The sequence below is a fragment of the Paenibacillus campinasensis genome (assembly GCF_002272015.1).
Taxonomy (GTDB): domain Bacteria; phylum Bacillota; class Bacilli; order Paenibacillales; family Paenibacillaceae; genus Paenibacillus_AQ; species Paenibacillus_AQ campinasensis.
In genome coordinates, this window is record NZ_NPBY01000021.1 from 166,676 (window position 1) to 193,094 (window position 26,419).

The 26,419-nt window shown below is 54.2% G+C and carries 22 protein-coding genes; 20 read left to right on the forward strand and 2 right to left on the reverse strand.

Going from position 1 to position 26,419, the window contains the following annotated elements; all coding sequences use genetic code 11:
• Nucleotides 1-102 precede the first annotated feature (102 nt).
• Complete coding sequence (locus CHH67_RS06920) at nucleotides 103-957, forward strand: helix-turn-helix domain-containing protein (protein WP_095264345.1); 855 nt, start codon at nucleotides 103-105, stop codon at nucleotides 955-957.
• Nucleotides 958-987: 30 nt separating this feature from the next.
• On the forward strand, nucleotides 988-1,179 hold the full coding sequence (locus CHH67_RS06925) for a hypothetical protein (protein ID WP_095264346.1): 192 nt from the start codon (nucleotides 988-990) through the stop codon (nucleotides 1,177-1,179).
• A gap of 429 nt (nucleotides 1,180-1,608) precedes the next feature.
• Here the strand turns inward: CHH67_RS06925 and CHH67_RS06930 are convergent, their stop codons facing one another.
• Entirely contained in the window at nucleotides 1,609-2,112 is a 504-nt protein-coding gene (locus CHH67_RS06930; RefSeq protein ID WP_095264349.1) for a DinB family protein, read from the reverse strand.
• Nucleotides 2,113-2,348: 236 nt separating this feature from the next.
• On the opposite strand from CHH67_RS06930, the gene CHH67_RS06935 reads away from it, so the two are divergent.
• The 18 genes from CHH67_RS06935 (at nucleotide 2,349) to CHH67_RS07015 (ending at nucleotide 25,753) form a co-directional block, all read left to right on the forward strand.
• Complete coding sequence (locus tag CHH67_RS06935) at nucleotides 2,349-2,933, forward strand: LysE family translocator (protein ID WP_095264351.1); 585 nt, start codon at nucleotides 2,349-2,351, stop codon at nucleotides 2,931-2,933.
• A 15-nt stretch (nucleotides 2,934-2,948) separates the two neighbouring features.
• On the forward strand, nucleotides 2,949-3,725 hold the full coding sequence (locus CHH67_RS06940) for an AraC family transcriptional regulator (protein ID WP_095264353.1): 777 nt from the start codon (nucleotides 2,949-2,951) through the stop codon (nucleotides 3,723-3,725).
• Nucleotides 3,726-3,893: 168 nt separating this feature from the next.
• Complete coding sequence (gene dat, locus CHH67_RS06945; RefSeq protein ID WP_095264355.1) at nucleotides 3,894-4,745, forward strand: D-amino-acid transaminase; 852 nt, start codon at nucleotides 3,894-3,896, stop codon at nucleotides 4,743-4,745.
• Nucleotides 4,746-4,970: 225 nt separating this feature from the next.
• A complete protein-coding gene (locus CHH67_RS06950; protein ID WP_095264356.1) occupies nucleotides 4,971-6,155 on the forward strand; it encodes a GntR family transcriptional regulator in 1,185 nt (394 codons plus the stop codon).
• Between the two features lie 331 nt (nucleotides 6,156-6,486).
• Nucleotides 6,487-7,764, forward strand: coding sequence for an ABC transporter substrate-binding protein (locus CHH67_RS06955; RefSeq protein WP_095264358.1), 1,278 nt, complete (start codon nucleotides 6,487-6,489; stop codon nucleotides 7,762-7,764).
• A gap of 27 nt (nucleotides 7,765-7,791) precedes the next feature.
• Complete coding sequence (locus CHH67_RS06960) at nucleotides 7,792-8,679, forward strand: carbohydrate ABC transporter permease (protein WP_095264360.1); 888 nt, start codon at nucleotides 7,792-7,794, stop codon at nucleotides 8,677-8,679.
• A gap of 28 nt (nucleotides 8,680-8,707) precedes the next feature.
• Nucleotides 8,708-9,634: a carbohydrate ABC transporter permease gene (locus CHH67_RS06965; RefSeq protein ID WP_413773592.1), complete on the forward strand. Its 927-nt coding sequence runs from the start codon at nucleotides 8,708-8,710 to the stop codon at nucleotides 9,632-9,634.
• A 17-nt stretch (nucleotides 9,635-9,651) separates the two neighbouring features.
• Entirely contained in the window at nucleotides 9,652-10,716 is a 1,065-nt protein-coding gene (locus CHH67_RS26140) for a glycoside hydrolase family 76 protein (RefSeq protein ID WP_179292071.1), read from the forward strand.
• Nucleotides 10,717-10,770: 54 nt separating this feature from the next.
• Nucleotides 10,771-11,874 (forward strand): glycoside hydrolase family 76 protein, encoded by a 1,104-nt coding sequence (locus CHH67_RS26145; protein WP_244908115.1) that lies wholly within the window; start codon nucleotides 10,771-10,773, stop codon nucleotides 11,872-11,874.
• Between the two features lie 15 nt (nucleotides 11,875-11,889).
• On the forward strand, nucleotides 11,890-12,600 hold the full coding sequence (locus CHH67_RS06975; RefSeq protein WP_095264362.1) for a response regulator transcription factor: 711 nt from the start codon (nucleotides 11,890-11,892) through the stop codon (nucleotides 12,598-12,600).
• Nucleotides 12,601-12,612: 12 nt separating this feature from the next.
• Nucleotides 12,613-14,250, forward strand: a complete 1,638-nt coding sequence (locus CHH67_RS06980; protein ID WP_244908116.1) for a sensor histidine kinase — start codon at nucleotides 12,613-12,615, stop codon at nucleotides 14,248-14,250.
• Between the two features lie 184 nt (nucleotides 14,251-14,434).
• Complete coding sequence (locus CHH67_RS06985) at nucleotides 14,435-16,072, forward strand: extracellular solute-binding protein (RefSeq protein ID WP_095264364.1); 1,638 nt, start codon at nucleotides 14,435-14,437, stop codon at nucleotides 16,070-16,072.
• An 85-nt stretch (nucleotides 16,073-16,157) separates the two neighbouring features.
• A complete protein-coding gene (locus CHH67_RS06990) occupies nucleotides 16,158-17,048 on the forward strand; it encodes an ABC transporter permease (protein ID WP_095264417.1) in 891 nt (296 codons plus the stop codon).
• Between the two features lie 15 nt (nucleotides 17,049-17,063).
• The gene (locus CHH67_RS06995; RefSeq protein ID WP_095264365.1) at nucleotides 17,064-17,951 is read left to right on the forward strand and encodes a carbohydrate ABC transporter permease; all 888 of its coding nucleotides are present in this window, start codon (nucleotides 17,064-17,066) and stop codon (nucleotides 17,949-17,951) included.
• A 25-nt stretch (nucleotides 17,952-17,976) separates the two neighbouring features.
• Nucleotides 17,977-19,251, forward strand: a complete 1,275-nt coding sequence (locus CHH67_RS07000) for a glycoside hydrolase family 125 protein (RefSeq protein ID WP_155617548.1) — start codon at nucleotides 17,977-17,979, stop codon at nucleotides 19,249-19,251.
• A 39-nt stretch (nucleotides 19,252-19,290) separates the two neighbouring features.
• Nucleotides 19,291-22,035 (forward strand): carbohydrate-binding protein, encoded by a 2,745-nt coding sequence (locus CHH67_RS07005; RefSeq protein ID WP_095264367.1) that lies wholly within the window; start codon nucleotides 19,291-19,293, stop codon nucleotides 22,033-22,035.
• Between the two features lie 188 nt (nucleotides 22,036-22,223).
• Nucleotides 22,224-22,451 carry a hypothetical protein gene (locus CHH67_RS07010; protein WP_144029247.1) on the forward strand — a complete coding sequence of 76 codons (228 nt, stop codon included), beginning with the start codon at nucleotides 22,224-22,226 and terminating at the stop codon, nucleotides 22,449-22,451.
• A gap of 197 nt (nucleotides 22,452-22,648) precedes the next feature.
• Nucleotides 22,649-25,753: a cellulose binding domain-containing protein gene (locus CHH67_RS07015; protein ID WP_095264372.1), complete on the forward strand. Its 3,105-nt coding sequence runs from the start codon at nucleotides 22,649-22,651 to the stop codon at nucleotides 25,751-25,753.
• Between the two features lie 445 nt (nucleotides 25,754-26,198).
• Here the strand turns inward: CHH67_RS07015 and CHH67_RS26150 are convergent, their stop codons facing one another.
• Entirely contained in the window at nucleotides 26,199-26,345 is a 147-nt protein-coding gene (locus CHH67_RS26150) for a hypothetical protein (RefSeq protein WP_179292072.1), read from the reverse strand.
• Between the last annotated feature and the right edge of the window lie 74 nt (nucleotides 26,346-26,419).

Consider the following 26,419-nt stretch of genomic DNA (forward strand, 5'->3'; position numbering starts at 1 on the left):
CTCCTTGTCTGTTCCATCGTCGTCATTATATCCCTGATGCAGGTATGGTACACTGGCATAAATGAAGCTTTTAACTATACTATCTGACTATAGGTGACTGCTATGCCGCAAATCGACCGATTCAAAAATCGTGTGGTGAACATTGATTTTTTTGCTGTGGAGGACTTTCGTGCGCTTCCTGACCCTGACCGTCTGTCTCTTGTATTCATCACGTCCGGAAAGCTGAACGGGATCTTGAATGAACGGCCGATCTCCGTTGCCGCTCCCGGCATCCTGTGCTTGTCCGAAGCTGATGAACTGAAGGTGATGGAGAAGCAAGACGTTGCTGCGCAATCTTTTCGCTTCCATCGCGACTTTCTCCATTCTGTTAAATTATCCGAAACGCAGCATTACTTTCCGCAGACTCCAAGCATACAAACGGGACTGGCCTTGTTTCGAAGAGATGGATCACATACAGGTGTCCCGCGCATTACCGAGAAAGCCTACCCCTTATTATTTGAGTGGTTCTTCATCCTCGGCACGGAAGTACATGCGCAAAGTGATGCGCGCTGGGCATGCAGGATCAAAAAATACCTCATCCAAATATTCGGATTGCTGGAGGATTTGAGTCACGGTAGCGAACAATCGCCTGTTGATGCGGCGCTGGAATATATCCACACCCACTATTCCCGAAAAATTTCGTTGGAGGAATTGACGAAGTGTGCCCATTTGAATCGGGTAACGTTGAACAAGCTGTTCCAGGAACGATGCGGGACTACAGCTATCGGTTATTTACTCTCCCATCGGCTGAAGGTGGCGGCTGATCTGCTGACACATACGGACATGAACCTGAATGATATCGCCCTGGCCACCGGATTTGAGTACGACACCTATTTCATCAAACAATTCACATCCAAGCGCGGGATGACGCCGACGGCATATCGGGTAATGTCTCGCAAATTTTCGAATGTTCAATAGTCGAGGCTGGTCTAGGAAGGAGGAATTCTTATGTTCAAAAACCCGCTAAAGTTGTCTCTGTTGATGATCGGTATTTTTATTATTGGTGTTGTGGCTACCCAGACTTTTAAAGACGGTATAGATGTGAGTGGTTTCATTCGTCTCGTGGAGTGGGCAACCTTGTATGTGCTTCCTTGGATTTTTCTATACTGGTTCGTAAGGTATGTCAAAATGAAGAAGTAGATCAAAGCGTCCATTCCACTTAGATATACAGCTTAATTATTCATGTGCTTAAGTACGTTATCTGAATCATCCACGATATTTCCTTATCTTAAAATGTGCTGAACTAAGTTGGAGTGAAGGAGGATGTCGATTTGGGCCAAAGCATGGCCACATCCAAAGTTTGTGAGAGGCGGCCATGGGGTTAGAAGGGCGGTCTCTTTTTGGCGTGGTTAAGTTCCCTTCTCGAGTGATGATCCCCTCCCCCAACTCAATCTCCAGATCCTCGCTCACTGCTCCCTGAATGAAAGGGATAATCATGCAAAGGTCGTGAGCGGGGATACCAGGAGCCCCCTTGTGCTCTTATTCATAATATTCGATCCAATAACTCAGCTCAACAGCCTCTCTGGCAGCCTTAACGAGTTTCCGCTACGCAGCCCCTTACCGTCAGTTCTACGACTGCTCCCTCGCGGCGCTCATTGCAGCCGTCTCTTCCTCATTCGGCCCATACACGCCTGGCGCTGCCAGTCCGGCCTGACGCATCAGGATGGTGAGCTGGCCTCGGTGGTGGATCTGGTGGCGAACAAGGGTATTCAGTACCCCGGCATTCGTGGTTTCAATGAAGCCAAATAGCTTTACCGGCTCCTGCAGCTTCTCGTCCTGTCCTGCCCATTTGTTGCGGAGTTCGGTAATGGCCGATTCACTGCTACGGCGGTAAGCCTCAGCGATGGCAGCGGCAGATCCCTCAGGAGAAGGAATCTCTTGCTCCAGCCCGATTTGACTAAAGAATACGCTGACACTCTGGGTGATATGCCATGCGATATCGCCGAGCGTGCGCGGCTGGGCCTCTGACACCGCTTGGTTTAATGAAGCGTCTGTCAGCTTGTCCAGCACTTCAAGTGTCAGCTCAGCCTCCTGTTTCCAATCGTTCAGAAATTGCTCGATAGCTGCATACATAATTTACATTTCTCCTTTCATCACAATCCTTTTTATAGGGAACCCCTTAATGCTCGCAACTTTCCCCGAGTAAGGCCCGTGAATATTGTACTTCAATGGGGAAATGGTTCCAATCTCCGTGCTAAATTTGCCGAATTCGATGTTTGGACTAAAGGATGCTGTCTCGCTGCAATATCGTACTATACCGAAAGTTGCCTCCAGGTGTATCATGCATGAAAATGCATGGAGGTACAGTCATGAGCTTATTATCGTTTCTAACGTATTGTGTTATCGCCACCTTTACACCGGGGCCAACCAACATCGCCATTTTATCCATTGCGCATCGTGTTAGAATAAAAGAAGCTTTTCGATACATGTTCGGAGCGACGGCTGCCTTCGGCATGCTGCTGGCGGTATCTGCCCTGTTCAACCAGGTGATGGTGGCTGCGCTGCCCAAAATCATCGTCGTAATGCAGATCATCGGGAGTCTGTATATGCTCTATCTGGCTTATCAGGTAAGTACGATGAAGCTGTCCGGGGATGCGGACACGCAGGCGGCGACCTTTAAATCCGGGTACATGATGCAGTTTGTCAATCCGAAAATCTGGCTGTTCACAACGACCGTCATCCCCGGCTATGTCATGCCCTATTATCATTCAGCGGCGGCTTTATCGCTGTTTGTCGTCGTCATTACAGTGATCGGCTTTATGGCGTTTATGACCTGGGCGTTGTTTGGCATGGTGTTTAAACAATTTTTGCAGCGGCATCAGAAGGCCACGAACATCGTCCTGGCTTTGCTGCTGGTGTATTCGGCGATCGAGGTATCAGGACTGCTGAGGTAAATGGGGGGAGTCGACATGGATAAATTTATCTATAAAAAAAGAGCAGGCATCACGGCGCTGACTGCCAGCATGGCCGACTTCACTTACGTCAAGCACTGCCATGAGGAATATGCCATGGGCGTGACGCTGCGCGGTGTGCAGCAGTACAACCTGGACGGCAGCTTCCAGTCCTCCTATCGGGACGGCGTCATGCTGTTCCATCCGGAGCAGGTGCATGACGGAAGAGCCCAGGACCGAAGCGGCATCGACTACGTGATGATCTACATTCAGCCCGGCTTGTTTCTGGATCTGCTCGGCAAAAAAGACATCGTCAAATTCGATGCACCCATCGTGTATAACCGCAGGCTGGAGCATAGCATATTAAGCCTGGTTCGCGCCATCTTCAGCGATCAGGATGAAGCGGTGTGCAGCGAGATGCTGATCCGGATTGCGCATCATTTCTCAGACATCGATATGCAGGTCATGCCCCGGAGGAACGACCGCCTGATCACGCGAGCGAAGGACATGATCCACGCCAGTCTGAATGACGTGTTAAAGCTTGATGAGCTGTCCAGGGAGCTTGGCATGACCAAGTACCAGTTCATCCGGGCATTCAAAGCGAGCACGGGCATTTCGCCGTATCGTTTCTTCTTGAACAGCAAGCTGGAACATGCCAAGCGCATCATCGAGCAGAAGAAGGACATCTATTCGGCTGTTGCCGCCTGCGGGTTTGTCGACCTGTCGCATCTCAACCGCCATTTCAAGCGGGTATACGGCATCACGGCCATGGAGTATCTGTCGTATATTGAGTAGCCGCTACATCGTTCGCCATTCCATGATCTGTCGGAGTATCAGCGCCAGTGGTCTTATTCGGGGACACTCGCTAAAATTAACAGTTGACGATCGAGGGCAAACGTCCTTTAATTAGGGGAAATAACTCTTTTATCACTTCCCAAAATCACGATGACAGGAGTGGAGATCATGTTGTTATGGAATGGCAGACTCGTGCAGGACAATGAAATTCAGGTCTCTTACCTGGATCGCGGCTACTATTTCGGTGACGGAATATATGAGGTGTTCCGTATTTATGACGGTCATCTGTTTGAGGTGCAGGCCCATCTGACCCGGTTGTTCAAGAGCTTGCGCGAAATCCGTATAGAAATTCCATGGAATGAGGAACAGCTGGTTGGCATGCTGACATCTCTGGCGGAGACGTTTGGCAGGAAGGACGGCATTTTGTATTTGCAGATCACGCGCGGGGTGGCCAAGCGTTCGCACCTGTTTCCGGAAGCGGCTGAGCCGGTGATGCTGGGATACTGCGAAGAGGCTGCACGGCCGGTGGATCAGCTGAAAAAGGGCATTGCCGTCATTTCCCTGGAAGATGAGCGCTGGCACAAATGCCATATCAAATCGCTGAACTTGCTGGCGAACACGCTGGCGCGTCAGGAAGCGGCCGAGGCCGGAGCCGAAGAGGCGGTTCTCATTCGCGACGGACGGGTGACAGAAGCGACTTCATCCAATGTGATGATGGTCAAGAACGGAACAATCTACACCCATCCGAACGGACCGTGGATTTTGGACGGCATTACGAAGCAGGTGGTTGAGCGGTTGGCGAAGCAAAGCGGTATTCCATACCAGAACACCGCCTTTACCCTGGAGGAGCTGCTGGAGGCCGACGAGGTGTTTATCACCAGCACGATCAAGGAAGTGATGCCGGTTACGATCATTAACGGTACGCAGGTGGGGTCGGGGATTCCCGGCGTCATTACCCAGCTGCTGCAGAACGGATTCGAGCAGAAGATTGGGCTTGCCGAAGCGCCGGGACTGCGCTGACTAGCACGTAAATTTAAACCTTCTTTCCTGGAGCAGGGAAGGAGTTCAGCCTGTTGAGACCGTTCGCGCTCAGCAGGCTTTTATTATGCCTGTGTTACCTCCATCAGCTCACGCTATTTCCTGGTCATGTCTAATCGTTGTTGTACATGATTCGACATTGGCAATATATCATGATATATTATAATATATATCAAGTCCTTTTGGAGGATATGCGGGAGGATTATCATGAGTGACACGACCTCGTCCAAACCGATGTACGAGAAGATCTTTGATGATATGAAGCGGCAGATTTTGTCGCAGGACTATAAGCCAGGGGATCGGATTCCTTCGGAGAAGGAGCTGGCCGAAGCGTATCATGTGAGCCGAATCACGAGCAAGAAGGCGATGGAGCTGCTGGCGGCCGAGCGGATGATCGTGCGAAAGCCGGGGCGCGGCTCGTTCGTGGCAGACCCGGAGGCTGACTTGGGGGATGCGGCGGTGAGCGGGCAGCATGAAGGCAGCGCGGGAATGAAACGGGCCGGGCAAGAGCAGGCCGGGAAGCTGATCGGCGTGGTCCTGACCGATTTTGCCGGGAGCTACGGCACCCGCTTGATCTATGGAATGGAGGATGCCGCGCGGGAATTGGACGGCTTTCTGGTGCTGCGGCGGACATTCGGCGTCCAGGAGAACGAAGAGGCCACGATTCGCAAGCTGCTTCAGCTTGGCGTCGACGGGCTGATCGTGTTTCCGGCACAGGGAGAGTTCTTTAACGCCGAAATTCTCAAGCTGGTCATTGAGCGTTTTCCGCTCGTCCTGATCGACCGGGAGATCAAAGGGGTGGCTGCGGCCTCGATCAGCACAGACAATACGAAGGCGGCTTCTGTGGCGGCCGAGCATCTGTTCGACCTCGGGCATACGCATATTGCCCTCTTGTCCCCGCCGCCGGTGGATACGTCTGCGGTCGAGGACCGGATTGAGGGCTTCGTCCAGGCCCATGCCGGACGCGGCGTGGCGGTGGACCGCAGCCTGTGGATTAGCGATCTGACTTCCACGCTGCCGAACTCCTTCAATGATGAGAATATTGAGCGGGATATTAGCAGAATTATGCGGCATCTTCAGGAGCATCCATCGATTACGGCGATTTTTGCGATTGAATATTATATTGCTCTGCTGGCGAAGGCTGCTGCAACACGCCTGGGGTTAAGCATCCCGGGAGATCTTTCGATCATCTGCTTCGACAGCCCGCCATTTCGGATCGGGGAAGGATACGCCTTCACCCACATGCGCCAAAACGAAGAAGGCATGGGCAAGCTGGCGGTGGAGAACGTGCTGGCCATCATGGAGCAGGAGCCGGCTGCGAACAAGATCAAGCTTCCGGCTCAGCTGGTGCAGGGGGAATCCACAGGCCCGGCCCGTCACCACAACAAGTAGCGGCGCTGAGACCATGCTCCATGCCTGTCCCACTATGGAGCATGATTATCCAAGGGGATTGTCTGCGCAGTCGTCGTAGGACCGTAGGACATGAGCACATGCCAATATAGAACGGAAAGGATCTCAAATTCCACAGTATCGTGGAGATTGAGGTCCTTTTGCGTTGGTCCGCTAAATGTGCGGGGCCGTTCAGATTCGACTAGATGATATATGTATTCATATCAGTGAACCGCTCGTTTTTGTTTATTGACATAATGATATCATGCCAATATACTATATTTACTGAAAGCGCTTTATATTTATCAAGCCTAAATCAAGGGGAGGTTTATGTATGAGAAAGTGGCTGATCATGATGCTGACGGTGGTGATGTTCGGCGGACTGCTGGCAGGCTGCGGAGGCAGCGGTGGCAGTGGAGCCGAGGGAAGCAGCAGCGGCAAGGTTCAATTGACCTTTTGGGGCGATTGGGGCGGCGAAGGCCAGAAGCAGTTTGAGACGATGGTGGATGCATTCAACAAATCGCAGGATCGAATCGAGGTCAAATACGTGCTGCAGCAGGACATGGTCACGAAGTTTCTGACCGCTGCCACGAGCGGTGGAGCGCCGGACATTCTGTTCTGGGACCGCTGGAGAACCTCGCTTTATGCACCGAAGAACGTGCTGCGGCCTATTGACGAATACATGACCAGGGACGGCTTGAACGAAGGGGATTTTTACGAGGAATCGTTAAAGGAACTTACGCATAACGGCAAGCTCTACGGTCTGCCGTTAACGGTAGACGCCCGGGCGTTGTTCTATAACAAGAAGATGTTTGCAGACGCAGGGCTGGAGCCGCCGACGAACTGGAATGAATTGGAGCAGGCGGCCAAGGCGCTTACGGTATGGAATGGCAGCAAGCTGGAGGTGGCCGGCTTCTCAATGGGCGATCCGGGGCTGTTTAACATGTACTTGCAGCAGGCTGGCGGCCAGATGATGACTGAGGATGGGAAGACGAATTTCAACAACGATCAGGGCAGACAGGTACTGGCGTTTTGGCAGCGCTTGCTGAACGAGCACAAGGTGTACAAAATCGGCTTTGAGGAAGGGCTCGGGGAAGGCACCGATGCGTTTGTGACCGGCAAAGTGGCGATGCTGTACACCGGCCCGTGGATGATGAGCACGTATAACAAATACGGCCAGGATCTCGATTACGGCATCGTGCCGCCGCCGAGCGGGCCAAATGGCGGACAGGGCAGTGTGATGGGAGGCTTCGGTCTGGTCATTCCGCAGGGCTCCAAGCATCCGGAGGAAGCGTGGGAATTCATTAAATGGTGGACGGCGAACAAGGACAACGCCCTGCTGTGGGCCAAAACGAGCCTGAACATGCCTGGCTTCAAGCCGGCGCTGGAAGATCCATTCTTCACCGAAGATCCGCTGTGGAAGCCATTTACGGAGACGCTGGAGTTTGCCAAGACACGTCCGACGCATCCGGGCTACTCCGTCATGGAGGAGAACGCGGTGATCCCGAATTTGGAGCTGTTCATGCAGAACAAGCAGAGCCTGGACGATACGCTGAACAAAGCCCAGGAGCAAGGTGACAAACTACTTGCAGACAACGCGGTGGTAGAGTAACAAGCCCCGCCGAAAGGAGAGGGAAGTATGGCATCCGTCAATAAGCTTGGACAGCATCAGGCCCGAATGGCCTATCTGTTCATCACACCAACCATGCTGCTGTTTGCCGTGTTTATGGTCATTCCTGTTGTCATGGCCCTGTATCTCAGCTTCACCAATTATGACGTGCTGAGCAGCCATGACTGGGTCGGGCTGGACAATTACCGGCGCCTGGCCGGCGATGCGCTATTGTGGCAGACGTTTCTGAACGTCATGTATTATGCGGTCGTGTTCGTGCCGCTGAATCTGCTAATATCCTTGCTGCTGGCGATGCTGCTTAACAAACGGAAGGTCGGGGTCAAGCTCTTCCGCACCTTTTACTACTTGCCAACACTGACCTCGGCCGTCGCTGCGGCGACCGTGTGGATCTGGATGCTGCACCCGGAATACGGCCTGATCAACGGCCTGCTGGCCTATCTCGGCATTACCGGCCCGGCCTGGGTGTCCCAGACGGAGACGGCGATGCTGTCGATCATCGTGATGACGCTGTGGCAATCGGTCGGCTCCAACATGATCATTTATTTGGCGGGACTGCAGGGCGTGCCGGAGCATCTGTATGAATCGGCCCGCCTGGACGGGGCGTCACGATTCGCCTGTTTCCGCTACATTACCTGGCCTCAGCTTCGCCCGACGACATTTCTTGTCAGCGTCATGGCCATTATCGGGGCCTTGCAGCTGTTCGACCAGGCGTTCGTCCTGACCCAGGGCGGTCCGGCCAATGTCACCAAGACGCCGGTGTATCTGATTTACCAGCAGGGCTTCAATCAGCTGCAGATGGGCTATGCTTCGGCACAGGCGTTTGTGCTGGCGATGGCGATCCTTGTATTCTCCATCATCAGCATGAGAATTACCAAAGCGGAGGAGCCGATCGTATGAACGGTCGGCTGAAGGGAGGTCGACGATGATGACGGCAGACAGTGTTCCGCAAACGAAGAGTAACCCCCAGCCCGAGCGGCTGGGCGTGCCTATGAGAAAACGCGGGCTGAACATCATCTTTTACGTGATCTGCAGCGTGATTGCCGTCGTGATGTTTTTGCCCTTTTACTGGAGCGTGCTGACCTCATTTAAACCGGACAACGAGATGTTCAGCATGCCGATCAAATGGATCACGACCAACATTACGTTTGAGCACTATTACAACGCGTTTACGACGGTGCCGTTTGGCCTGTATTTCTGGAACTCCTTTGTGCTGGCCACGGCCGGTGTGCTGCTCAATCTGTTCTTCGGGTCGCTTAGCGGCTATGCGTTTGCCAAGCTGAACTTCAGGATGAATAAGCCGTTCTTTCGGATTTTGCTCATCTCGATGATGGTTCCGGGCATTGTGACGATGATTCCGAGCGTGTATGTGCTGCGGCATATCCCGTTTGCCGGCGGTAACGATCTGTTCGGCAGCGGCGGTTACGGTCTGATGAACTCGTTTTGGGGCATCATTCTGCCGGGCGCCTCGGGAACGTTTGCGGTGTTTTTCATGCGCCAGTTCTTCCTGACATTGCCGAGTGACATGATGGAGACGGCGCGGATTGAAGGTTGCGGGGAATTCCGGATTTTCTGGCGCATATACTTGCCGCTGACGAAACCGGCGCTGGCCACGCTGGCGATCTTCACCTTTCAGGCAGGCTGGAACAGCTTCCTGTGGCCGATGATCGTGCTGAACGATCCGGCCAAAGCGACGATCCAAATGGGGCTGCAGGCTTTTTCATACAATTATCAGACGGATTACGGGCCGATGATGGCGGGCGCGCTGGTCGCGATTCTGCCGATACTGGTGCTTTTCCTCATGCTGCAGCGATATTTCATTCAAGGCATTGCGTTTAGCGGAATTAAGGGATAGGAGATAGGAGAGATAAGATGAACATAACAACAACACAAGTGTGGCAGGAACGGGCCAACCGGGCGCAGCGCGCGCTTGACGAGCTGTTCTGGAATGACGGCATTCGCATGTACAATATTCAGACGCCGTGCGAGGACGGATTGTGCAACGATATTTTTCATTACTGGTGGATGGCTCACGCGGTTGACGTGCTGGTTGACGGGCTTTTGCGAACCGGAGATCAGCGGTATGCACAGCGGCTGCGGGATTTCCATGAGGGTATTCTGGAGCGCAACGGCGGTCGCTGGCCCAATGAGCTGTACGACGATATGGAATGGATGGCGCTGGCCTGGCTGCGGGCTTACGAAGCGACGGGCGAGCCGAAGTACAAAGCGGCTGTGCTGACGTTATGGGAGGACATCAAGACCGGTTGGAATGAGCAGATGGGCGGCGGCATTGCCTGGCAGAAGTCCCAGCTCGATTACAAAAACACCCCGGCCAATGCGCCCGCTGCGATTCTGGCCGTACGGCTGTACAAGGCGTTTGGCAGTCCGGATGATCTAGCGTGGGCGCAGCGGATTTACGACTGGCAGCTGGCTCATCTGGTTGATCCGGCAACCGGACTGGTGTGGGATGGCATGAACCGGACCGGCGATGGCACGATTGATAAAGACTGGAGGTTCACCTACTGTCAGGGGGTATTCATCGGAGCGGCGCTGGAGCTGTATCAGGTGAGCGGACAGACGTCTTATCTTGAAGCAGCGATGCGAACGTTCGGCGTGGTGCAGGGCGAATTCACTTCGCCTGAAACAGGCCTGCTCCCTGATGAAGGCGGAGGGGATGCCGGGCTGTTCAAGGGCATTCTGATTCGCTATTTGGCGGAGCTGGCCAAGACGGCCCCGGCTTCTGCGGATGTGGCTGCGTTCATTCTCGGCCAGGCAGAGTCGGCATGGCAGGCGCAGGGGACGACGGAGGAACTGCCGCTCTTTGGCACCGATTGGGGCCGCAAGCCGGCATCGGGAGAGGCCGTTCAGCTGAGCGCGCAGCTCAGCGGTGTCATGCTGCTGGAAGCGGCGGCGCTGAATTCTGCGCCACGGGCGTAAGGGAAGGGAGCGGCTGGAATGGAGGGAATGCATGGAATGCATGGAATGCAAGGAATGCAAGGAATGCAAGGAATGCAAGGAATGCAAGACGAGCACCTGACATCCTCGCAAGGGGGCGTCTGGGCAGATCGGGCAGCCAGAATGCATCGGGACCTGTTTGCCTGCTACATGAATGAAGACACAGGAATTCTCGATCAATGGTATCCGCGCACGGAGAATCGGCCGGATGACAACTTCTATTACTGGTGGCAAGCCCATGTCCTCGACGTTCTGGTAGACGCCTGGGAGCGCAGTGGCGATCCGGAATTGCCGGCGCAAATCGGGCGTTTCTGCCGCAGTCTGGAGAAGTATAACGGAGGCACGTTCAAGCATAACTATTATGACGATATGGAATGGACAGCGCTGGCGCTGCTGCGGGCATATGATGCATTCGGCGATCCGTGGTACAAGGAGAAAACGCTGGAGCTGTGGCTGGATATTCAGACGGCGTGGAACGAGCATTGCGGCGGCGGGATGGCCTGGAAGAAGGATCAGCTGGATTACAAGAACACCCCGGCCAACGCGCCGGCCGCCATACTGGCGGCCCGGCTGTTCCGGCGTTTCGGCGATGAAGCGGACCTGGCTTGGGCCATGCGCATTTACGACTGGAATAAGGCCCATCTCGTCGATCCGTCGACAGGCTTTGTCTGGGATGGCGTCAATCGGCTGGGCGATGGCCGCATCGATAAGGACTGGAAGTTTACCTACTGCCAGGGTGTGTTCATCAGCGCTGGAGTCGAGCTGTATCTGTGCACCGGCGAAGCCGGCTACATGGAGGACGCCCGGCGGACGGCGCAGGCCTGCTTCGAGGTGCTTGCCGACCCGGACAGCGGGCTGCTGCCCGATGAAGGCATCGATGATACCGGACTGTTCAAGGGCATCCTGATCCGCTACTTGATGGAGCTCCTTCGTTTCGACCCGGCTGTTCCGCGTGTCCGCAGCATCATTCTGGCCAACGCGGAACGTCTGTGGCAGGCAGGCATGCAGCCTTCGCCGCTGCTGTGCGGTCCGGGCTGGGATGCGCCACCGCAGCTGCCGGTGCAGCTCAGTGTCCAGCTTAGCGGATTGATGCTGCTTGAGGCAGCTGCTGCCCTTGAGCGCGTGCGTGATCAACCGTAAGAGGGAGGTTTCGGGATGATGAATGTACTGGTCGTTGATGATGAAGCAACGGAACGGGAAGGGATCAAAAACCTGATCCATCAATACAAGTTCCCCTGTCATGTCCTCGAAGCGGACAACGGCTCCGCAGCCGGAGAAATCCTTAAATCTTATGCCGTGGATCTGCTGATTACGGATGTGAGGATGCCGATGATGAACGGCCTGGAGCTGAGCAAGCTGGCCCGACAAACGCAGGAAAACCTGCAGATTGTCATCTGCAGCGGGTACGGCGAGTTTGAATATGCCCGCAGCGCGATCAAGCTCGGGGTCGTCAATTACCTGCTCAAGCCGCTGGACATCGACGAATTTCTGGAGGTCATGGAGCAAGTGACCCAGGAGAAGCCGCATACCGATCCCGACCACGAGACGGAGGAATCGAAGGTGATCCGGCAGGTCAAGCAGTTCATCAAGGACCATTATCAACGGGACATCTCGTTGTCCGAGGCGGCGAATGAGGTTTATCTGTCTCCCGGCTACTTGAGTCTGTTGTTCAAAAAGGAGACCGGCGTTAACTTCTCCAAATACCTTACGGATTACCGCCTGCGCAAAGCCGATTATCTTCTGCTCCATTCCAACATGAAAATCAACGATATTGCGGCCTTTGTCGGCATCGACAATCCGTCGTATTTCTGCAAGCTGTTCCGCAACAAGTACGGCGTCAGCCCGCTGCAATACCGGGAAAGATAAAGCGGTCAAACGATGATGATACGCCTGATCAAGAGCATGTTCAATGATTTGAAATTTCGCGGCAAGCTGCTGCTCTCCCACCTGATTATTGCGCTGATTCCCATTTTGCTGCTGGGCACGCTGTCTTTTTACCAGTCATACCATGCCCAGATGAAAGAATTGGAGAATGAAGCCCGGTCCAGCCTGGACCAGGTCGCGAGCATCCTCGACTATAAAATCAACCGCTATAACATGCTGTGCGAGTTCCTCGTGCTGAACCGGGAGTTCTCTGCCGTGTTCCTCAAGGACTATGACAGCAACTATTTCCGGATGTACCTTGACCTGCGGGATGTCGTAGACCCGCTGATTGCGCAGACGAAATTGATGGATGAAGATATTGAAGATATTACGTTCTATGTGTCCGGGGATTTGCTCGGGATTCGCGGGAACATTCTGCCGCTCGCGGAATTGAAGCAGCAGCCTTGGTATGACGGGGAGAAGGGGAGACGCTGGATCGTCCATGACGGGCGCGTCTATTTGCTGCAGCAGCTGATCAGCAACAGGAGAGAAAGCAATTATATGGTGATTGCGATCCATCACGACAGCCTGTTTGCCGATTTGAGCCGGCTGTCCGAGCATATCTCGGTCAGCATCATCAGCGGGGACCGTGGGCCGGTGTATGTCAGTGCGCTGCCGATGGATACGCGGGAAACGACCGTTCTCCGCAAGCCGCTGCACAACGTCGACTGGACGGTGGAGTACACGATCTCGCATGCCAATGCCTATCTGAATGCGCTGACGATTTTTAAAATCACCTTTTTTGTCATTATGCTCAGTCTGCTGATTACGTTCTGTCTGATCTATATTTTCTCCAGCAACTTCACCCGCCGCATCGTCCGGCTGAAGAACAAGGTCGACAAAGTCGAGCAGAACAATCTCGATGTCGTCATCTACAGCTCCTCCAGAGATGAGATCGGTGAACTGACCAACGGCATTGCCAAAATGCTCGGCCGGATCAACTGTCTGATCAAGCGGGTCTATGAGGCGGAAATCGCCAAGCGGGAGAGTGAGTACAACCAGCTGATTGCGCAGATCAATCCGCATTTCCTGTACAATACGCTATCGTTCATGAACTGGCGGGCGGTGAAGAAACAGGATATCGAAACAAGCTACATCGTTTCGGCGTTGGCGAAGTTCTACCGCACCACGCTGAACAAAGGCAAGACCAGGGTGAGGGTCAGGGACGAGCTGGATAATATCAAGGCCTACATCGATCTGCAATTGATTATGCATGACGGCGGTTTCGAGGCTGAGTACGACGTTGATGAGGAGCTGCTCGGTCAGGAGATCATTCATTTCATTCTGCAGCCTATCGTAGAAAATGCGATCAAGCACGGGTTTGCGGATATGGCGGATGAGGATCGGCTGCTGCTGATCTCTGTCTATCGCACGGGTCAGGAGCTGAAGCTGAGCGTGCATGACAACGGTGTCGGCATGCCTCCGGAGAAGGCGGCACGATTGCTGCTTGCAGAGGGCGGCAGCAGCGGCTGCGGCGTCAAAAATGTCAACGACCGCATCAAGCTGTACTACGGCCAGGAATACGGGCTCACCGTGGAGAGCAAGGTTCAGCTTGGCACGACGGTCACGATCACGCTACCTTACGGACAGTAGGGTGGCTGTCGGTTGATTATGCCTTCCATCGCTCTATCTCCTGGTTGAAGCTTCACGATCCGCAGCGGGCAGTCATGTCCCGATGAAGCTATGCAAATCTTGCTATAAATCCGAAAAACGTTGCATAGTCGCCCCTTTTGAAAACGGATACAATCGAGCTATCACACGAAAAGGGGTTAGAGATATGAAGAAAACCTGGAAAATCGCGCTGATCTTCACCGTTTGCATCAGCATGCTGCTGGCCGGCTGCAGCGGAGGGGACAGCGGCAGCGGCGAGGAAGCGGTACAGGAGAATAACGCGCCGAACTTTGAACCTTACGGCAAGTATGAGACGCCTGTTGAGTTTACGATCGGCCGCAATACGAACCATGTCAACAACCTGCCGGAAGGGGACACGATTGAGAACAACCTGGCCACGCGCTATGTAGAGAGCCGGGTGAGTGTTAGAGCGAAGGTAGCCTGGGAGACTGATGATATGAAGCAGAAGCTGTCGCTGTCGATGACAACCGGCGATCTGCCGGATGTCATGCTGGTGGACCGCGAAATCTTCAACCAGCTGGTGGACAACGATTTGATTGCCGATTTGACCGAGGTCTATGAGAAGACGGCATCGGAAGGCATTAAAGAGATCTACGGCTCCTATGGCGATTTCTTGCTGGAGCAGGTCAAGGTTGACGGCAAAATTATGGGTCTGCCGATGACCAACATCGGCAACCAGCACCAACTGCTGTGGGTCAGAAAGGACTGGGTTGATAAGGTCGGAGCCGAGCTGCCGAAGACGCTGGATGATGTCTGGAACCTGGCCCGTACCTTCATGGAGAAGGACGCTTCCGGCACCGGCAAAACCGGCGGCTTCATCATGGACCAGAATGCGATGAACTTCTCGCCGGTGTTCGCCGTCTATAATGCTTTCCCGGGACAATGGATCAAGGGCGCCGACGGACAGACCGTGTACGGATCGGTGCAGCCGGAGATGAAAGCTGCTTTGGCGGACCTAAGTGAGCGTTACAAGGAAGGGTTGATCGACAAACAATTTGCGGTCCGCTCGAATGAAGAGAAGGAAGCACTGGTCATCAACGGCCAGGTTGGCATGCTCTTTAATCCATGGTGGATCGGCTATACCAACTACAAGGAATCGATCAAGCAGACACCGGAGGCGGAATGGGTTGCTGTATCCGCACCTGTCGATGATGCCGGGAAATTCAAGACGATCCGTCAAGATCCGATTGGCGGAGGGATCGTGGTGGTGAAGAAGGATTACCCGCACCCGGAAGCGATTATGAAATCGATCAATCTGACGACGGACTTCCTGTACTCGCTCACCGAGGACGCTGTCCAGTACAAGAAGGATCATCCGGATGAGCTGCTGACAGACAACAGCCGCTGGAACAACGATCCGACGCAAATTCCGATGCAGGTGGACTATGATGACGTGCTGAAGCGTTACTATGAAGACATTATGCAAGCGGAGGAATCCGGCGATGATTCGTCGATTCAGGAAGACCGGATTGTCTCGTTGCGCGCTTACCAGGAGTTTAAGGAGAAGGGCAACGACGTGGATGCCAACACGTATGGGGAATACCTTTCCCGGATCGAAGGACAGCGGGAAGCCAACAACCCGAACCTCGAAGTCATACCGGGCGCTTTCTACGGCACGACCGAAACGATGAAGCTGAAGTGGGCCAATCTGAGAAAGATGGAAGAGGAAACGATCCTCAAAATCATTATGGGCGAAACCGGGCTGGACGAATTCGACAAGTTCGTTGACACCTGGCACCGCACTGGCGGGGACGAAATTATGGCTGAAATCAATGGTCGATAACTTGGAACCCGGGATGTGATATAAGATGGCTCAAACTGAAGCAAGTGTAGAGCGCGGCACGAAGGTGCCGGCGAACAGCCGTAAAATGCGAAAGCGCCTGGATGGGCTCACGTATCACCTGATGCTGCTGCCCGGCATGATTGCACTGTTTATCTTCTCGATCATACCGATGTTTGGCGCCGTGATGGCATTTCAAAGATTCATTCCGGCCAAGGGGATCTTCGGCTCCCCTTGGGTCGGATGGTCCAATTTCACTTACATGTTCCAGCTGCCGGACAGCAAACAGATCTTCATCAACACGATTGTGATCGCCGTAGGCAAAATCGTGCTGGGTCTCATCGTGCCGATCGTATTTGCGCTGCTGCTCCATGAAGTGCGGCTGAAGCTGTTTAAGAGCACCGTGCAGACGATCGTTTATTTGCCTCACTTTATGTCCTGGGTTGTGCTCGGGACGATGCTAACGATGATCTTTTCCTACGATGGCATGGTCAATAATTTGCTGGAGTTTCTGGGGCTGGAGCGCATTATGTTTCTGGCAAGCAACACCTGGTTCCGCCCGCTCCTGATCTTTACGGATACATGGAAGGAATTCGGATACGGAACGATCATTTATTTGGCGGCGCTGACAAGCATCAATCCGTCGCTGTACGAATCAGCGGCGCTTGACGGAGCGAACCGCTGGAAGCAGATGCTGCACATCACCCTGCCGGGGATTTTCCCAACCATCGTGCTGCTGGGCACGCTCAGCCTGGGGAATGTGCTGAATGCGGGTTTTGACCAAGTGTTCAACCTGTACAACCCGCTTGTATACGAGACTGGCGATATCATTGATACGTTTGTGTACCGGATGGGACTGATCAACATGCAGTATTCGTTCGCGACGGCGATTGGACTCATGAAGTCCGTGATCAGTTTTGTGCTGATTATTATTTCTTACAGGCTGGCGGCCAAATATGCCGGGTACAGGATCTTTTAGGGGGGCGGTGTCATTATGGTAAAGTCACAAACAATAGGGGCCCGGCTCGCCAACGCGCTCATCCTGTTCACGCTCGCGGTCATCGCATTTCTGTCGCTGGCGCCGATGCTCAACACGATCATGATCTCGATCAGCAGCAGCACCGCGGTCAATGCCGGGCAGGTGTATTTCTTTCCTGTCGATCTGAACTTTTCGTCCTATGTCAAAATCCTAAACGATACGAAATTTTGGCAGGCGTTTACCGTATCGGTTGAGCGGGTCGTTCTGGGCGGCGCGATCAACATGCTGCTCACCGTACTGATGGCGTACCCGCTGTCGCGCAACGTCTCGCAGTTCCGGTCGCGCAATGTCTACATGTGGATCATTATCTTCACGATGCTGTTCAGCGGAGGGATCGTGCCCTGGTATATGGTCATCAGTGAGCTGAATTTGATCAATACCATCTGGGCGCTGGTGCTTCCGGGGGCGGTGCCGGTGTTTAACGTGATCCTGCTGATGAACTTTTTCCGCGGCATTCCGAAGGAGCTGGAAGAGGCCGCCTTTATCGACGGCGCGGGGCCGCTGAGGATTCTGAGGCATATCTTCCTGCCTGTCTCCCTGCCCAGCCTGGCAACGATCACGCTGTTTGTCATCGTAGGGCACTGGAACAACTTCTTCGACGGGATCGTGCTGATCAATGACAGCGACAAAATCCCGCTGCAGACCTATCTGCAGCAGTTAAGCCTGACCCGGGACCAAATGCAGAATATGACGGTTGAACAATTACAGCAATACAACAAGGTATCCAATACGACCCTGAACTCGGCCAAAATCCTGGTGTCGATGATTCCGATCATGCTGATTTATCCGTTCTTGCAGCGGTATCTCATTCACGGGATCGTACTGGGGTCGGTAAAGGAGTAAATCGCAAGCAGAGGAGCAGAGGAGAATGACCATAACAGAGCACCTTACCCAGGCGGACTTGATTGCCTTGGTGGAACAGACGATGGGGCATCGCCCGAAAATCGTGGATATGTTCAAACGCTGTTACGATAACACGCTGGAAACGACCATTCGTCGTCACGAGGACGGGACTGTGTTCATGCTGACCGGCGACATTCCGGCGATGTGGCTGCGTGACTCCGTCAATCAGCTAAGACCTTATCTGATCCCGGCTGCCGGGGACCAGGGCCTGCGGGAAATCATCGAAGGCGTGCTGAAGCGGCAGTGCGAATGTATCCTGCGTGACCCTTACGCCAACGCATTTAATGAATTTGAGAATTTCCGCGGTCACCATGACGATCTCACCGATATGTCCGGATGGATCTGGGAGCGTAAGTACGAGGTCGACTCGCTGTGTTACCCGATTCAACTGGCTTATCTATATTGGAAGAATACTGGGGAAACCCGCCATTTCACCGCCGAATTCAAGCAGGCAGCCGAGCTGGTTCTCAAGACATGGCGAACGGAGCAGCGGCATGAGGAATTGTCGCCGTATACCTTTGAGCGGCCGGGTGGCGGCCCTACCAATACCCTTCCCGGCAAGACCGCTTATACCGGCATGACCTGGTCTGGCTTTCGCCCAAGCGATGATGCTTGTGAGTACGGTTACCTGGTGCCGTCCAACATGTTTGCGGTTGTGGTACTGGGATATTTGCTGGAGGTGAATGAGCAGGTTTACCGCGATGCGCATTTTGCGGAGGAGGTCCGTGCGCTGCGGGAGGATATCCGGCAGGGCATTGAGCGCCATGCCTTGATCGAGGATGCGGAATTCGGCCCGGTATACGCCTATGAGGTCGACGGTCTCGGCGGGGTCAATCTGATGGATGATGCCAATGTGCCGAGCTTGCTGTCACTGCCTTATATCGATTATTGCGCCAAGGATGATCCCGTGTATATGAATACACGCAAGCTCATCCTCAGCCGCCGCAATCCATATTATTACGAAGGCTCCTACGCCAAGGGCATCGGCAGTCCGCATACGCCGAAGGACTATATCTGGCATATCGCCTTGTCTATTCAGGGCATGACCGCCGCAGAGGAGGCGGAGAAGCTGGATATTCTGGATATGTTCGAGCGAACGGACGCCGGCACGGGGCTGGTGCATGAAGGATTTCATAAGGATAACCCGGCGCAGTATACCCGGGAGTGGTTCTCCTGGTCCAACGCCATGTTTGTGGAGTTCGTATTAAGTCTGTGTGGTCTTGAAATCAAGATGCGATAGGATGGGACAAAATCAAACGTTCGAAATGGAGGTTATGCTGTGAACAGGAATCTGGGAACAAGGTCGTTACGGAGGTTGTTGGCGCTGCCGCTGGTTGTGGCGCTTCTATTCACATCGGTAATCGGGGCGGCTCCGGTTCAGGCCGCTTCGTTCGGCCCGGCGGATGCGGATGCGGCGATCCGGGCGTTCAACGCCAAGTTTTGGGACCCGCAGGCCAAATATTTCTGGGCGGACTCGAACCGCGGCGACAACTACCAGAGCTTCTGGGTTGAAGCCGAGCTGTGGGAGATGGTGATGGACGCGTATCTTCACACCTCGGACCCGGAGCTGAAGGCGCAGCTTCGCACTCAGATTGACGACATCTTTGACGGCACAGTCGCCAAGTACGGAGAGGATTGGACGAACAATCCGTTTAATGACGACATTATGTGGTGGGCCATGGGGAGCGCGCGGGCCTATCAAATTACCGGCGAAGCCAGGTACCTGGAGAGAGCACAATATTACTTTGATTTTGTATACGATACCCAGTGGGATGATGAGTTTGCGGGCGGCGGCATTTGGTGGCTGAACAGCGAGCATGATACGAAGAACGCCTGCATTAATTTCCCGGCGGCCCAAACGGCTGTTTTCCTGTACGAACTTACGGGCGATCCGCATTATCTTGAGGCGGCAACCCGCATCTATCGGTGGAGCAAAACGATGCTGACCGACGGGGAGGGCAAAGTGTTCGACCGGATCGAGGTGGCGCGCGGCCCCATCCCGGATTCAACACATTACAATCAAGGGACATTCGTTGGTTCGGCGGTGGGACTGTACCGGGTAACCGGGGACGAGACATATCTGGAGGATGCTGTGAAGGGCGCCCGGTTTACGATGGACCGGCTGGTGGACAACAATCGGCTGCTTAATTATGAAGGGCCGAACGGAGATTTGAAGGGCGGCAAAACGATCTTGATCCGCAACCTGGCATACTTGCAGCAAGCGCTGGACCATGAGGGGAGCGGCCTCTATGACGAGTTCGAACGGGAATTCGATGCCTGGCTGGCCTTCAATACAGCGATGGCCTGGAGTCACCGCAACGAGGAGGGAATTGTCGACGGCAACTGGGTCGGACAACTGCGCTCTGGCACCTATGAGTCTTGGTCATCCTCTGGTGCGGTTCAGGCGCTTACGGTGGTGGAGCCGCAGGAGGTCACGCTGCGTTATCCGGCCAGGAGCGCCTATGACAAGATCGAAGCGGAAAGATACAACATCGGTAAAGGGTTCGTGCTGGAGGGCAGTGCGGAGGGCACGCTTCAGCTTGGCGGCATCCAGGCCGGGCACTTCGCCGCCTATAAGAACGTGGATTTTGGCTCGGATGGCGCGACCGGATTTATCGCCCGGGCTGCCAGCGGAACGAGCGGCGGCAACATCGAAGTCCGGCTCGACGCACTGGATGGCCCGCTGGTAGGCAACGTCCGCGTGGAGGGTACCGGCGGATGGCATCAATTCATCGATGCGGTCGCGGTGCTCAAGGATGAGCAGGGGAATCCGGTGACCGTTACCGGCACCCATGACGTGTACTTGGTGTTTACCGAGGCGGATGATGAATATTTGTTTAACCTGAATTGGTTCCGCTTCACGAAGACCGATCCGACCCAGACTCACGCGTATGCCAAACTGCGCGCTGATGGTCTGGACGGCAGCTCGGGCTTGAGCGTGAACGCTGAGCACGGTTACTTGGAGGGCATTGCCAATGGCGCTCATGCGCTGTATCGCGGCATTGACTTCGGCAGCGACAGTGGTGCGGCAGGGGTGACGATGCGCGTGGCTAGCGGCCATCAGGGCGGAACAATCGAGGTGAAGCTGGATCGCCTGGACGGACCAAGCGTCGGTGTCGTCCAGGTTCCGGCCCTGGGCGATTGGGACCAGTGGGTTGAATTGATGGCGGTGATCGATCATGAACAGGCTGTCGGCATCCATGACGTGTATCTCGTATTTCACGGTACGAATGGTCAGAACTTCCCGTGCAATCTGGACTGGTTCAGCTTTACGACGGTCAAAGGCTCGGCGCGGGATGCCTTCGGCAAACTGGAAGCGGAACACTATACGATTGGCGACGGGTTCGGCACGGAGCAGGGCGGAGGCCAGACATACCTTGCAGGAATGTATGGACCGAATCAGCCTTATGCCATGTACAACTACATCGACTTTGGCGACACGAGCCCGGAACAGTTCCATGTTCATGCGGCCAGTGACACCAGCGGCGGTACGATTGAAGTGAGGCTCGATAGCCCGAACGGGCCGCTGATGGCAACCGCGACGGTGAACGGAACCGGAGGCTGGCAGAATTTCCAGGTGTTCTCGGCGGACGTTACGACTCCCGTCACCGGCAAGCATATCGTGTTCCTGATCTTCAAAGGTTCGGATTGGCTGTATAACCTGGATAAATTTACGTTCGGTGATCCGGACGTATTCACAGCTCCAACCGCACCGCCAGAGCCGGTGACGGATGAAGTGCCGCCGGGCGAGGTGGAGAATGTACGGGCGGTGCGAGAGAACGGGCACATCCGGCTGTACTGGGACGGACCGTACGATCTGGATGGCGAGCTTGTGCAAATCCGCCTGCTCAAGAACAAGAAGCAAGTCGGAGAAACGTTGGAAATAAGACGCGGAATCCAGACCGCGCTCCTGCCGGAGGTGAAGAATCCCCGGAACCATACGATTACCTTCACAGCCGTGGACCATTCCGGAAATGTGTCCAAAGGATACACGGTTCGTTTGGACAATTTAATAGGTAAATAAACATGAACCAGACCGAGGTGCCGATGAGACGGACGCACCGGTCTGGTTTTTTCTATGCCTGCATTTTTCATGAGTGTCGCCCCGGGGGCTGTGTAGGTGTTCTGTGCCTGCGTTCTGGCGTTCTGCCCTTGCACGATTATCCCTTTTGTTCAGGGGGACAGGAGGATGTGGCGGAGGAGGTGATAGTTGTGGCAGCTGTGGTAGCCAGGATAAGATTCAATGAAAGGCAGAGGGAAAAATGGAATAAAAGGAGAGGGGAAAATGAAACCAAGCTTATCTCCTTCTCCTTAAATTGTCCGTTTCTTTTGTCTATCTTATTAAAATGGAAAATTATGATAAATGTGCGAGAAGATCGTTTATTTATTTTACAATTTTGGAAACTACTTATAATTCCGTTGAATTATATGACAACATAAGGTACGCTTTAGTTGGAATATTTATACAGATAAGGATTCTATTAAATCCAGAGGAAGAATGATCGGCCAAGGAGGGATGCAAATATAACAAGACCTGCAAGAGGGATGTAACTATAACAAGAACCTGCATCGTGCTGTTTGCTAGAATGACCGAGACTGCATGTGATAGCTGGATATCATAGTAGGGAGGTTATCTTATGGGTAAAAGTAAAAAACGGTTCAAAAGGCTGTTCGTGCTAGCGATTGCGATTATGCTCGGGGGAACTTCGTATCCCGGCTTTACGTCATCGTCTCTGGCGGCAGCCAGCGAGCCGGTAGTCAGTGAGCCCTATGAATGGAAGCAGGTGAAAACCGGTGGAGGCGGCGGCTTTATTCCAGGCATCGTATTCAACACCAGTGAGCCGAACCTCATCTACACCCGAACGGACATCGGGGGCGCTTACCGCTGGGATCAGGACACTCGTACTTGGAAACAGCTTCTCGCCTGGGTAGGTGCGGATAACTGGAGCAAGAGCGGCGTCGATGCGCTGGCAACGGACCCTGTGGATCCGGATCGGCTCTATCTGGCGGTGGGCACATATACGAACAGTTGGGATCCTCTCAACGGAAGCATCCTGCGCTCCACGGACCGTGGCGAGACCTGGGAGGAGACGGAGCTGCCCTTTAAAGTCGGAGGCAATATGCCTGGCCGGTCAATGGGCGAGCGCTTGGCGATCGATCCGAACAAGAACAGCGTTCTGTATTTCGGCGCCCGCAGCGGAAACGGATTGTGGAAGAGCACGGACTATGGGGCGACCTGGAACCAAGTAAGCAGTTTCCCGAATCTGGGCACGTATGTAGAAAATCCGGACAATGAATATCAAAGCGATATTGTCGGTTTGGCCTGGATCACCTTTGATCCTCGGACAGGTTCGTCGGGGCAAGCAACGCAAACGATTTATGTCGGAGTTGCTGACCTAAATGAAAGCGTATACAGATCCGTGGATGGAGGGGTAACCTGGGAGGCGGTACCTGGACAGCCATCCGGTTACTTGCCCCACCATGGTGTGCTTTCTTCGGACGGTTTTCTATACATTTCATACAGCGATGGCGTTGGGCCGTATGATGGAACGAGCGGCGAAGTGTGGAAGCTGAATACGTCCACTGGAGAATGGATCGATATCAGCCCTGTTCCAAGCAGCAGCAGCGATAACTATTTCGGCTACGGTGGGCTGGCTGTTGATGTCCAGAATCCAGGGACGGTGATGGTGGCATCGCTTAACTCTTGGTGGCCGGATGCGATTATTTTCCGCAGTACCGATGGCGGTTCGACCTGGAGCCGCATTTGGGACTGGGACGGTTACCCAGGCCGAACTCTCCGTTATACGCAAGACATTTCTGCTGCACCATGGCTTGACTTCGGCAACTCTCCGATACCACCGGAAGTGACGCCGAAGCTCGGCTGGATGATTGGCGATCTGGAGATTGATCCGTTCAATTCGGACCGCATGATGTACGGTACTGGGGCAACCATCTATGGGACCGATAATTTAACGGAATGGGACCGGGGCGGCAAAATCGATTTGAAAGTGATGGCCGAGGGAATTGAGGAAACCTCGGTGACCGCCTTGATCAGCCCGCCATCGGGCGCTCATCTGCTTAGCGGCTTGCTTGACGTGACCGGTTTCCGTCATGACAATCTTAACCAAGCGCCAGCAAAAATGTTTACGAATCCGGGGGAGACTTCGGATATGGACTACGCCGAGCTCGATCCGGGCTTTATCGTCCGCGTGGGCATGGTGAACCGTTCTGAGAATCCGAACGCGAGAGCGATTGGCTTCTCCCGCGACGGCGGCGGGAATTGGTACTCCGCCGGTGAACCGGCGGGCACCTCCGGCGGCGGCAAGATCGCCTTATCCGCCCACGGTGACAACCTCGTATGGAGCACCTCCGATGTCGGGGTGCATTACTCGAGGGGTGGCAATTCCTGGAGCGCCAGCAGCGGTGTGCCGGCAGGCGCGTTGGTCGCCTCCGATCGCGTTAACTCCAATCTGTTTTATGCATTGGCCGGCGGGGACTTCTATGTGAGCCGTGACGGTGGTGCTACATTTGCGAAGACGGCCGCTGCAGGGCTGCCTGAGAACGGAGATCTCGATCTCAAAGCGATGCCAGGCCGGGAAGGGGACGTCTGGATTGCCAGCCGAGGCGACAATTCCGGCATTTGGCACTCCAGCGATGCCGGAGCTTCCTTCACGAAGCTGACGAACGTCGAGGACGCGAGCGTGATCGGATTCGGCAAGGCCGCTCCAGGCCGGGATGTTATGGCGCTGTATACAAGCGGCAAGATTGGCGGCGTGCGCGGCTTCTTCCGTTCCGACGACGGCGGCGCAAACTGGGTTCGCATCAACGACGACCAGCATCAATACGCTTCCACGAATACGGCCATTACCGGCGACCCTCGTATTTATGGCCGCGTCTATATCGGAACTAACGGCTATGGGATCGTCTATGGGGATACGATGGTGACACCCCAAGAACCCGAGGAACCTGAGGAGCCACAAGAGCCGCAAGAACCAGGACAAGATGCCTCGATTTCACCAACTTCGGCCACCTTCGATCTCAGTCCGGAGCGTCGGGGCGACATTTTGGTTGCATTGAGGCTGAACGGCAACACGATTGCCGGTCTCTATAAGGGGACGGATACATTAAGGGAAGGAGAAGATTATACCATTTCCGGGGCGGAGGTAACGATCCTTCAATCGTTCTTGGCGGCACAGCCAGCAGGGGATCTGCGGATAACCTTCCGCTTTAGCGCGGGGGCTGATGCCGAGCTTCACATCAGGGTTGTAGATACCACCCAGACGCCGGCAGGCAGCTTGCGGATCGAAGCAGTGAGCGGGACGCAGCAGCCTGTGACCAACACGATCAATCCGCGAATCAGGCTATCCAACACAGGAACTGAGGAGCTTGCCTTGAAAGATGTTACGCTCCGTTATTATTACACAGTCGACGGTGATAAGAAGCAGAACCTGTTCTGCGACTGGACCCAGGTGGGCAGCGAGAATGTGACCGCCCGCTTTGTCAGAATGCCGGAGCCGGTCGATGGAGCCGATTATTATGCGGAGATCGGGTTTGCCGAGGCTGCAGGGACACTGGCGCCGGGACAGACGATCGACCTGAATATTCGCATTTCCAAGGAAGATTGGAGCAATTATAATCAGAGCGATGATTATTCCTTCAGCCGCGGCTCAAACATATATGACGAAGCGTTGAACATCACTGGGTACGTTAACGGAGAGCTGAACTGGGGCCTAGAGCCGTAAGAGTATACGTCCACGCTACGAGGCGAGCGGCGAGGAATCTCGCGGTAGGAAATGATGAGCATTATGGCCAGTCATTTATAATGCTGTGATAAGAGAAGGCGCTGTCTATACAGCGCTTCCTCTTTGTTTATATGGAGGGTTCCGACTCTTCTTTCCGGCTCGGCGCCTGGCGGCGTGGCCGTTAATTCGGCGGCGTTCATCGGTTATATAAGCCCTGTCGTGTTTCGGTATCGAGCGCATTGTTGCCGCTGGTTGCTCGTCATTACATCTGTTATTGTACCCATATGGAACCGAAGGGGTTATGGGTGTTACCGAGCATGCCGTAGGCAGCGTTTCAATTGACGATCCCAGGTTTACCTTGCAGCTGCGTTTGTAATTCTCCAAACAGGTGCGAGGCGGGGAGAGCGGCGGAACAAGCAGCTTTCTCAGGGCCTCAGTTATCCTGTTAACGCTGGCTGTTTTCCCTTTGCTGTCGAAGCTTCTGGTCCCGATCCAGCGCTTCTTTCACAAAATCTCGCTTAGGAAGCTTATCGTTGATCACGAATAGATATCCAATAATAATAAGCTGAAGAATGAGAATGATGGTAAGCACAAGCATCCCTCCTGGTAGTGGTAGATATCCGCAGACAGCCTCGGTCCCATGAGTTCCAATGCTAATGGAACCGG

Coding starts and splice junctions, on each gene's coding strand:
- CHH67_RS06980 (WP_244908116.1), top strand. CDS start 12,613: ATGATGATACGCCTGATCAAGAGCATGTTCAATGATTTGAAATTTCGC.
- CHH67_RS06975 (WP_095264362.1), top strand. CDS start 11,890: ATGATGAATGTACTGGTCGTTGATGATGAAGCAACGGAACGGGAAGGG.
- CHH67_RS07000 (WP_155617548.1), top strand. CDS start 17,977: ATGACCATAACAGAGCACCTTACCCAGGCGGACTTGATTGCCTTGGTG.
- CHH67_RS06985 (WP_095264364.1), top strand. CDS start 14,435: ATGAAGAAAACCTGGAAAATCGCGCTGATCTTCACCGTTTGCATCAGC.
- CHH67_RS06930 (WP_095264349.1), bottom strand. CDS start 2,112: ATGTATGCAGCTATCGAGCAATTTCTGAACGATTGGAAACAGGAGGCT.
- CHH67_RS06965 (WP_413773592.1), top strand. CDS start 8,708: ATGACGGCAGACAGTGTTCCGCAAACGAAGAGTAACCCCCAGCCCGAG.
- CHH67_RS06960 (WP_095264360.1), top strand. CDS start 7,792: ATGGCATCCGTCAATAAGCTTGGACAGCATCAGGCCCGAATGGCCTAT.
- CHH67_RS06955 (WP_095264358.1), top strand. CDS start 6,487: ATGAGAAAGTGGCTGATCATGATGCTGACGGTGGTGATGTTCGGCGGA.
- CHH67_RS06935 (WP_095264351.1), top strand. CDS start 2,349: ATGAGCTTATTATCGTTTCTAACGTATTGTGTTATCGCCACCTTTACA.
- CHH67_RS06990 (WP_095264417.1), top strand. CDS start 16,158: ATGCGAAAGCGCCTGGATGGGCTCACGTATCACCTGATGCTGCTGCCC.
- dat (WP_095264355.1), top strand. CDS start 3,894: ATGTTGTTATGGAATGGCAGACTCGTGCAGGACAATGAAATTCAGGTC.
- CHH67_RS07015 (WP_095264372.1), top strand. CDS start 22,649: ATGGGTAAAAGTAAAAAACGGTTCAAAAGGCTGTTCGTGCTAGCGATT.
- CHH67_RS26140 (WP_179292071.1), top strand. CDS start 9,652: ATGAACATAACAACAACACAAGTGTGGCAGGAACGGGCCAACCGGGCG.
- CHH67_RS26145 (WP_244908115.1), top strand. CDS start 10,771: ATGCAAGGAATGCAAGGAATGCAAGGAATGCAAGACGAGCACCTGACA.
- CHH67_RS06950 (WP_095264356.1), top strand. CDS start 4,971: ATGAGTGACACGACCTCGTCCAAACCGATGTACGAGAAGATCTTTGAT.
- CHH67_RS06920 (WP_095264345.1), top strand. CDS start 103: ATGCCGCAAATCGACCGATTCAAAAATCGTGTGGTGAACATTGATTTT.
- CHH67_RS06940 (WP_095264353.1), top strand. CDS start 2,949: ATGGATAAATTTATCTATAAAAAAAGAGCAGGCATCACGGCGCTGACT.
- CHH67_RS06995 (WP_095264365.1), top strand. CDS start 17,064: ATGGTAAAGTCACAAACAATAGGGGCCCGGCTCGCCAACGCGCTCATC.
- CHH67_RS06925 (WP_095264346.1), top strand. CDS start 988: ATGTTCAAAAACCCGCTAAAGTTGTCTCTGTTGATGATCGGTATTTTT.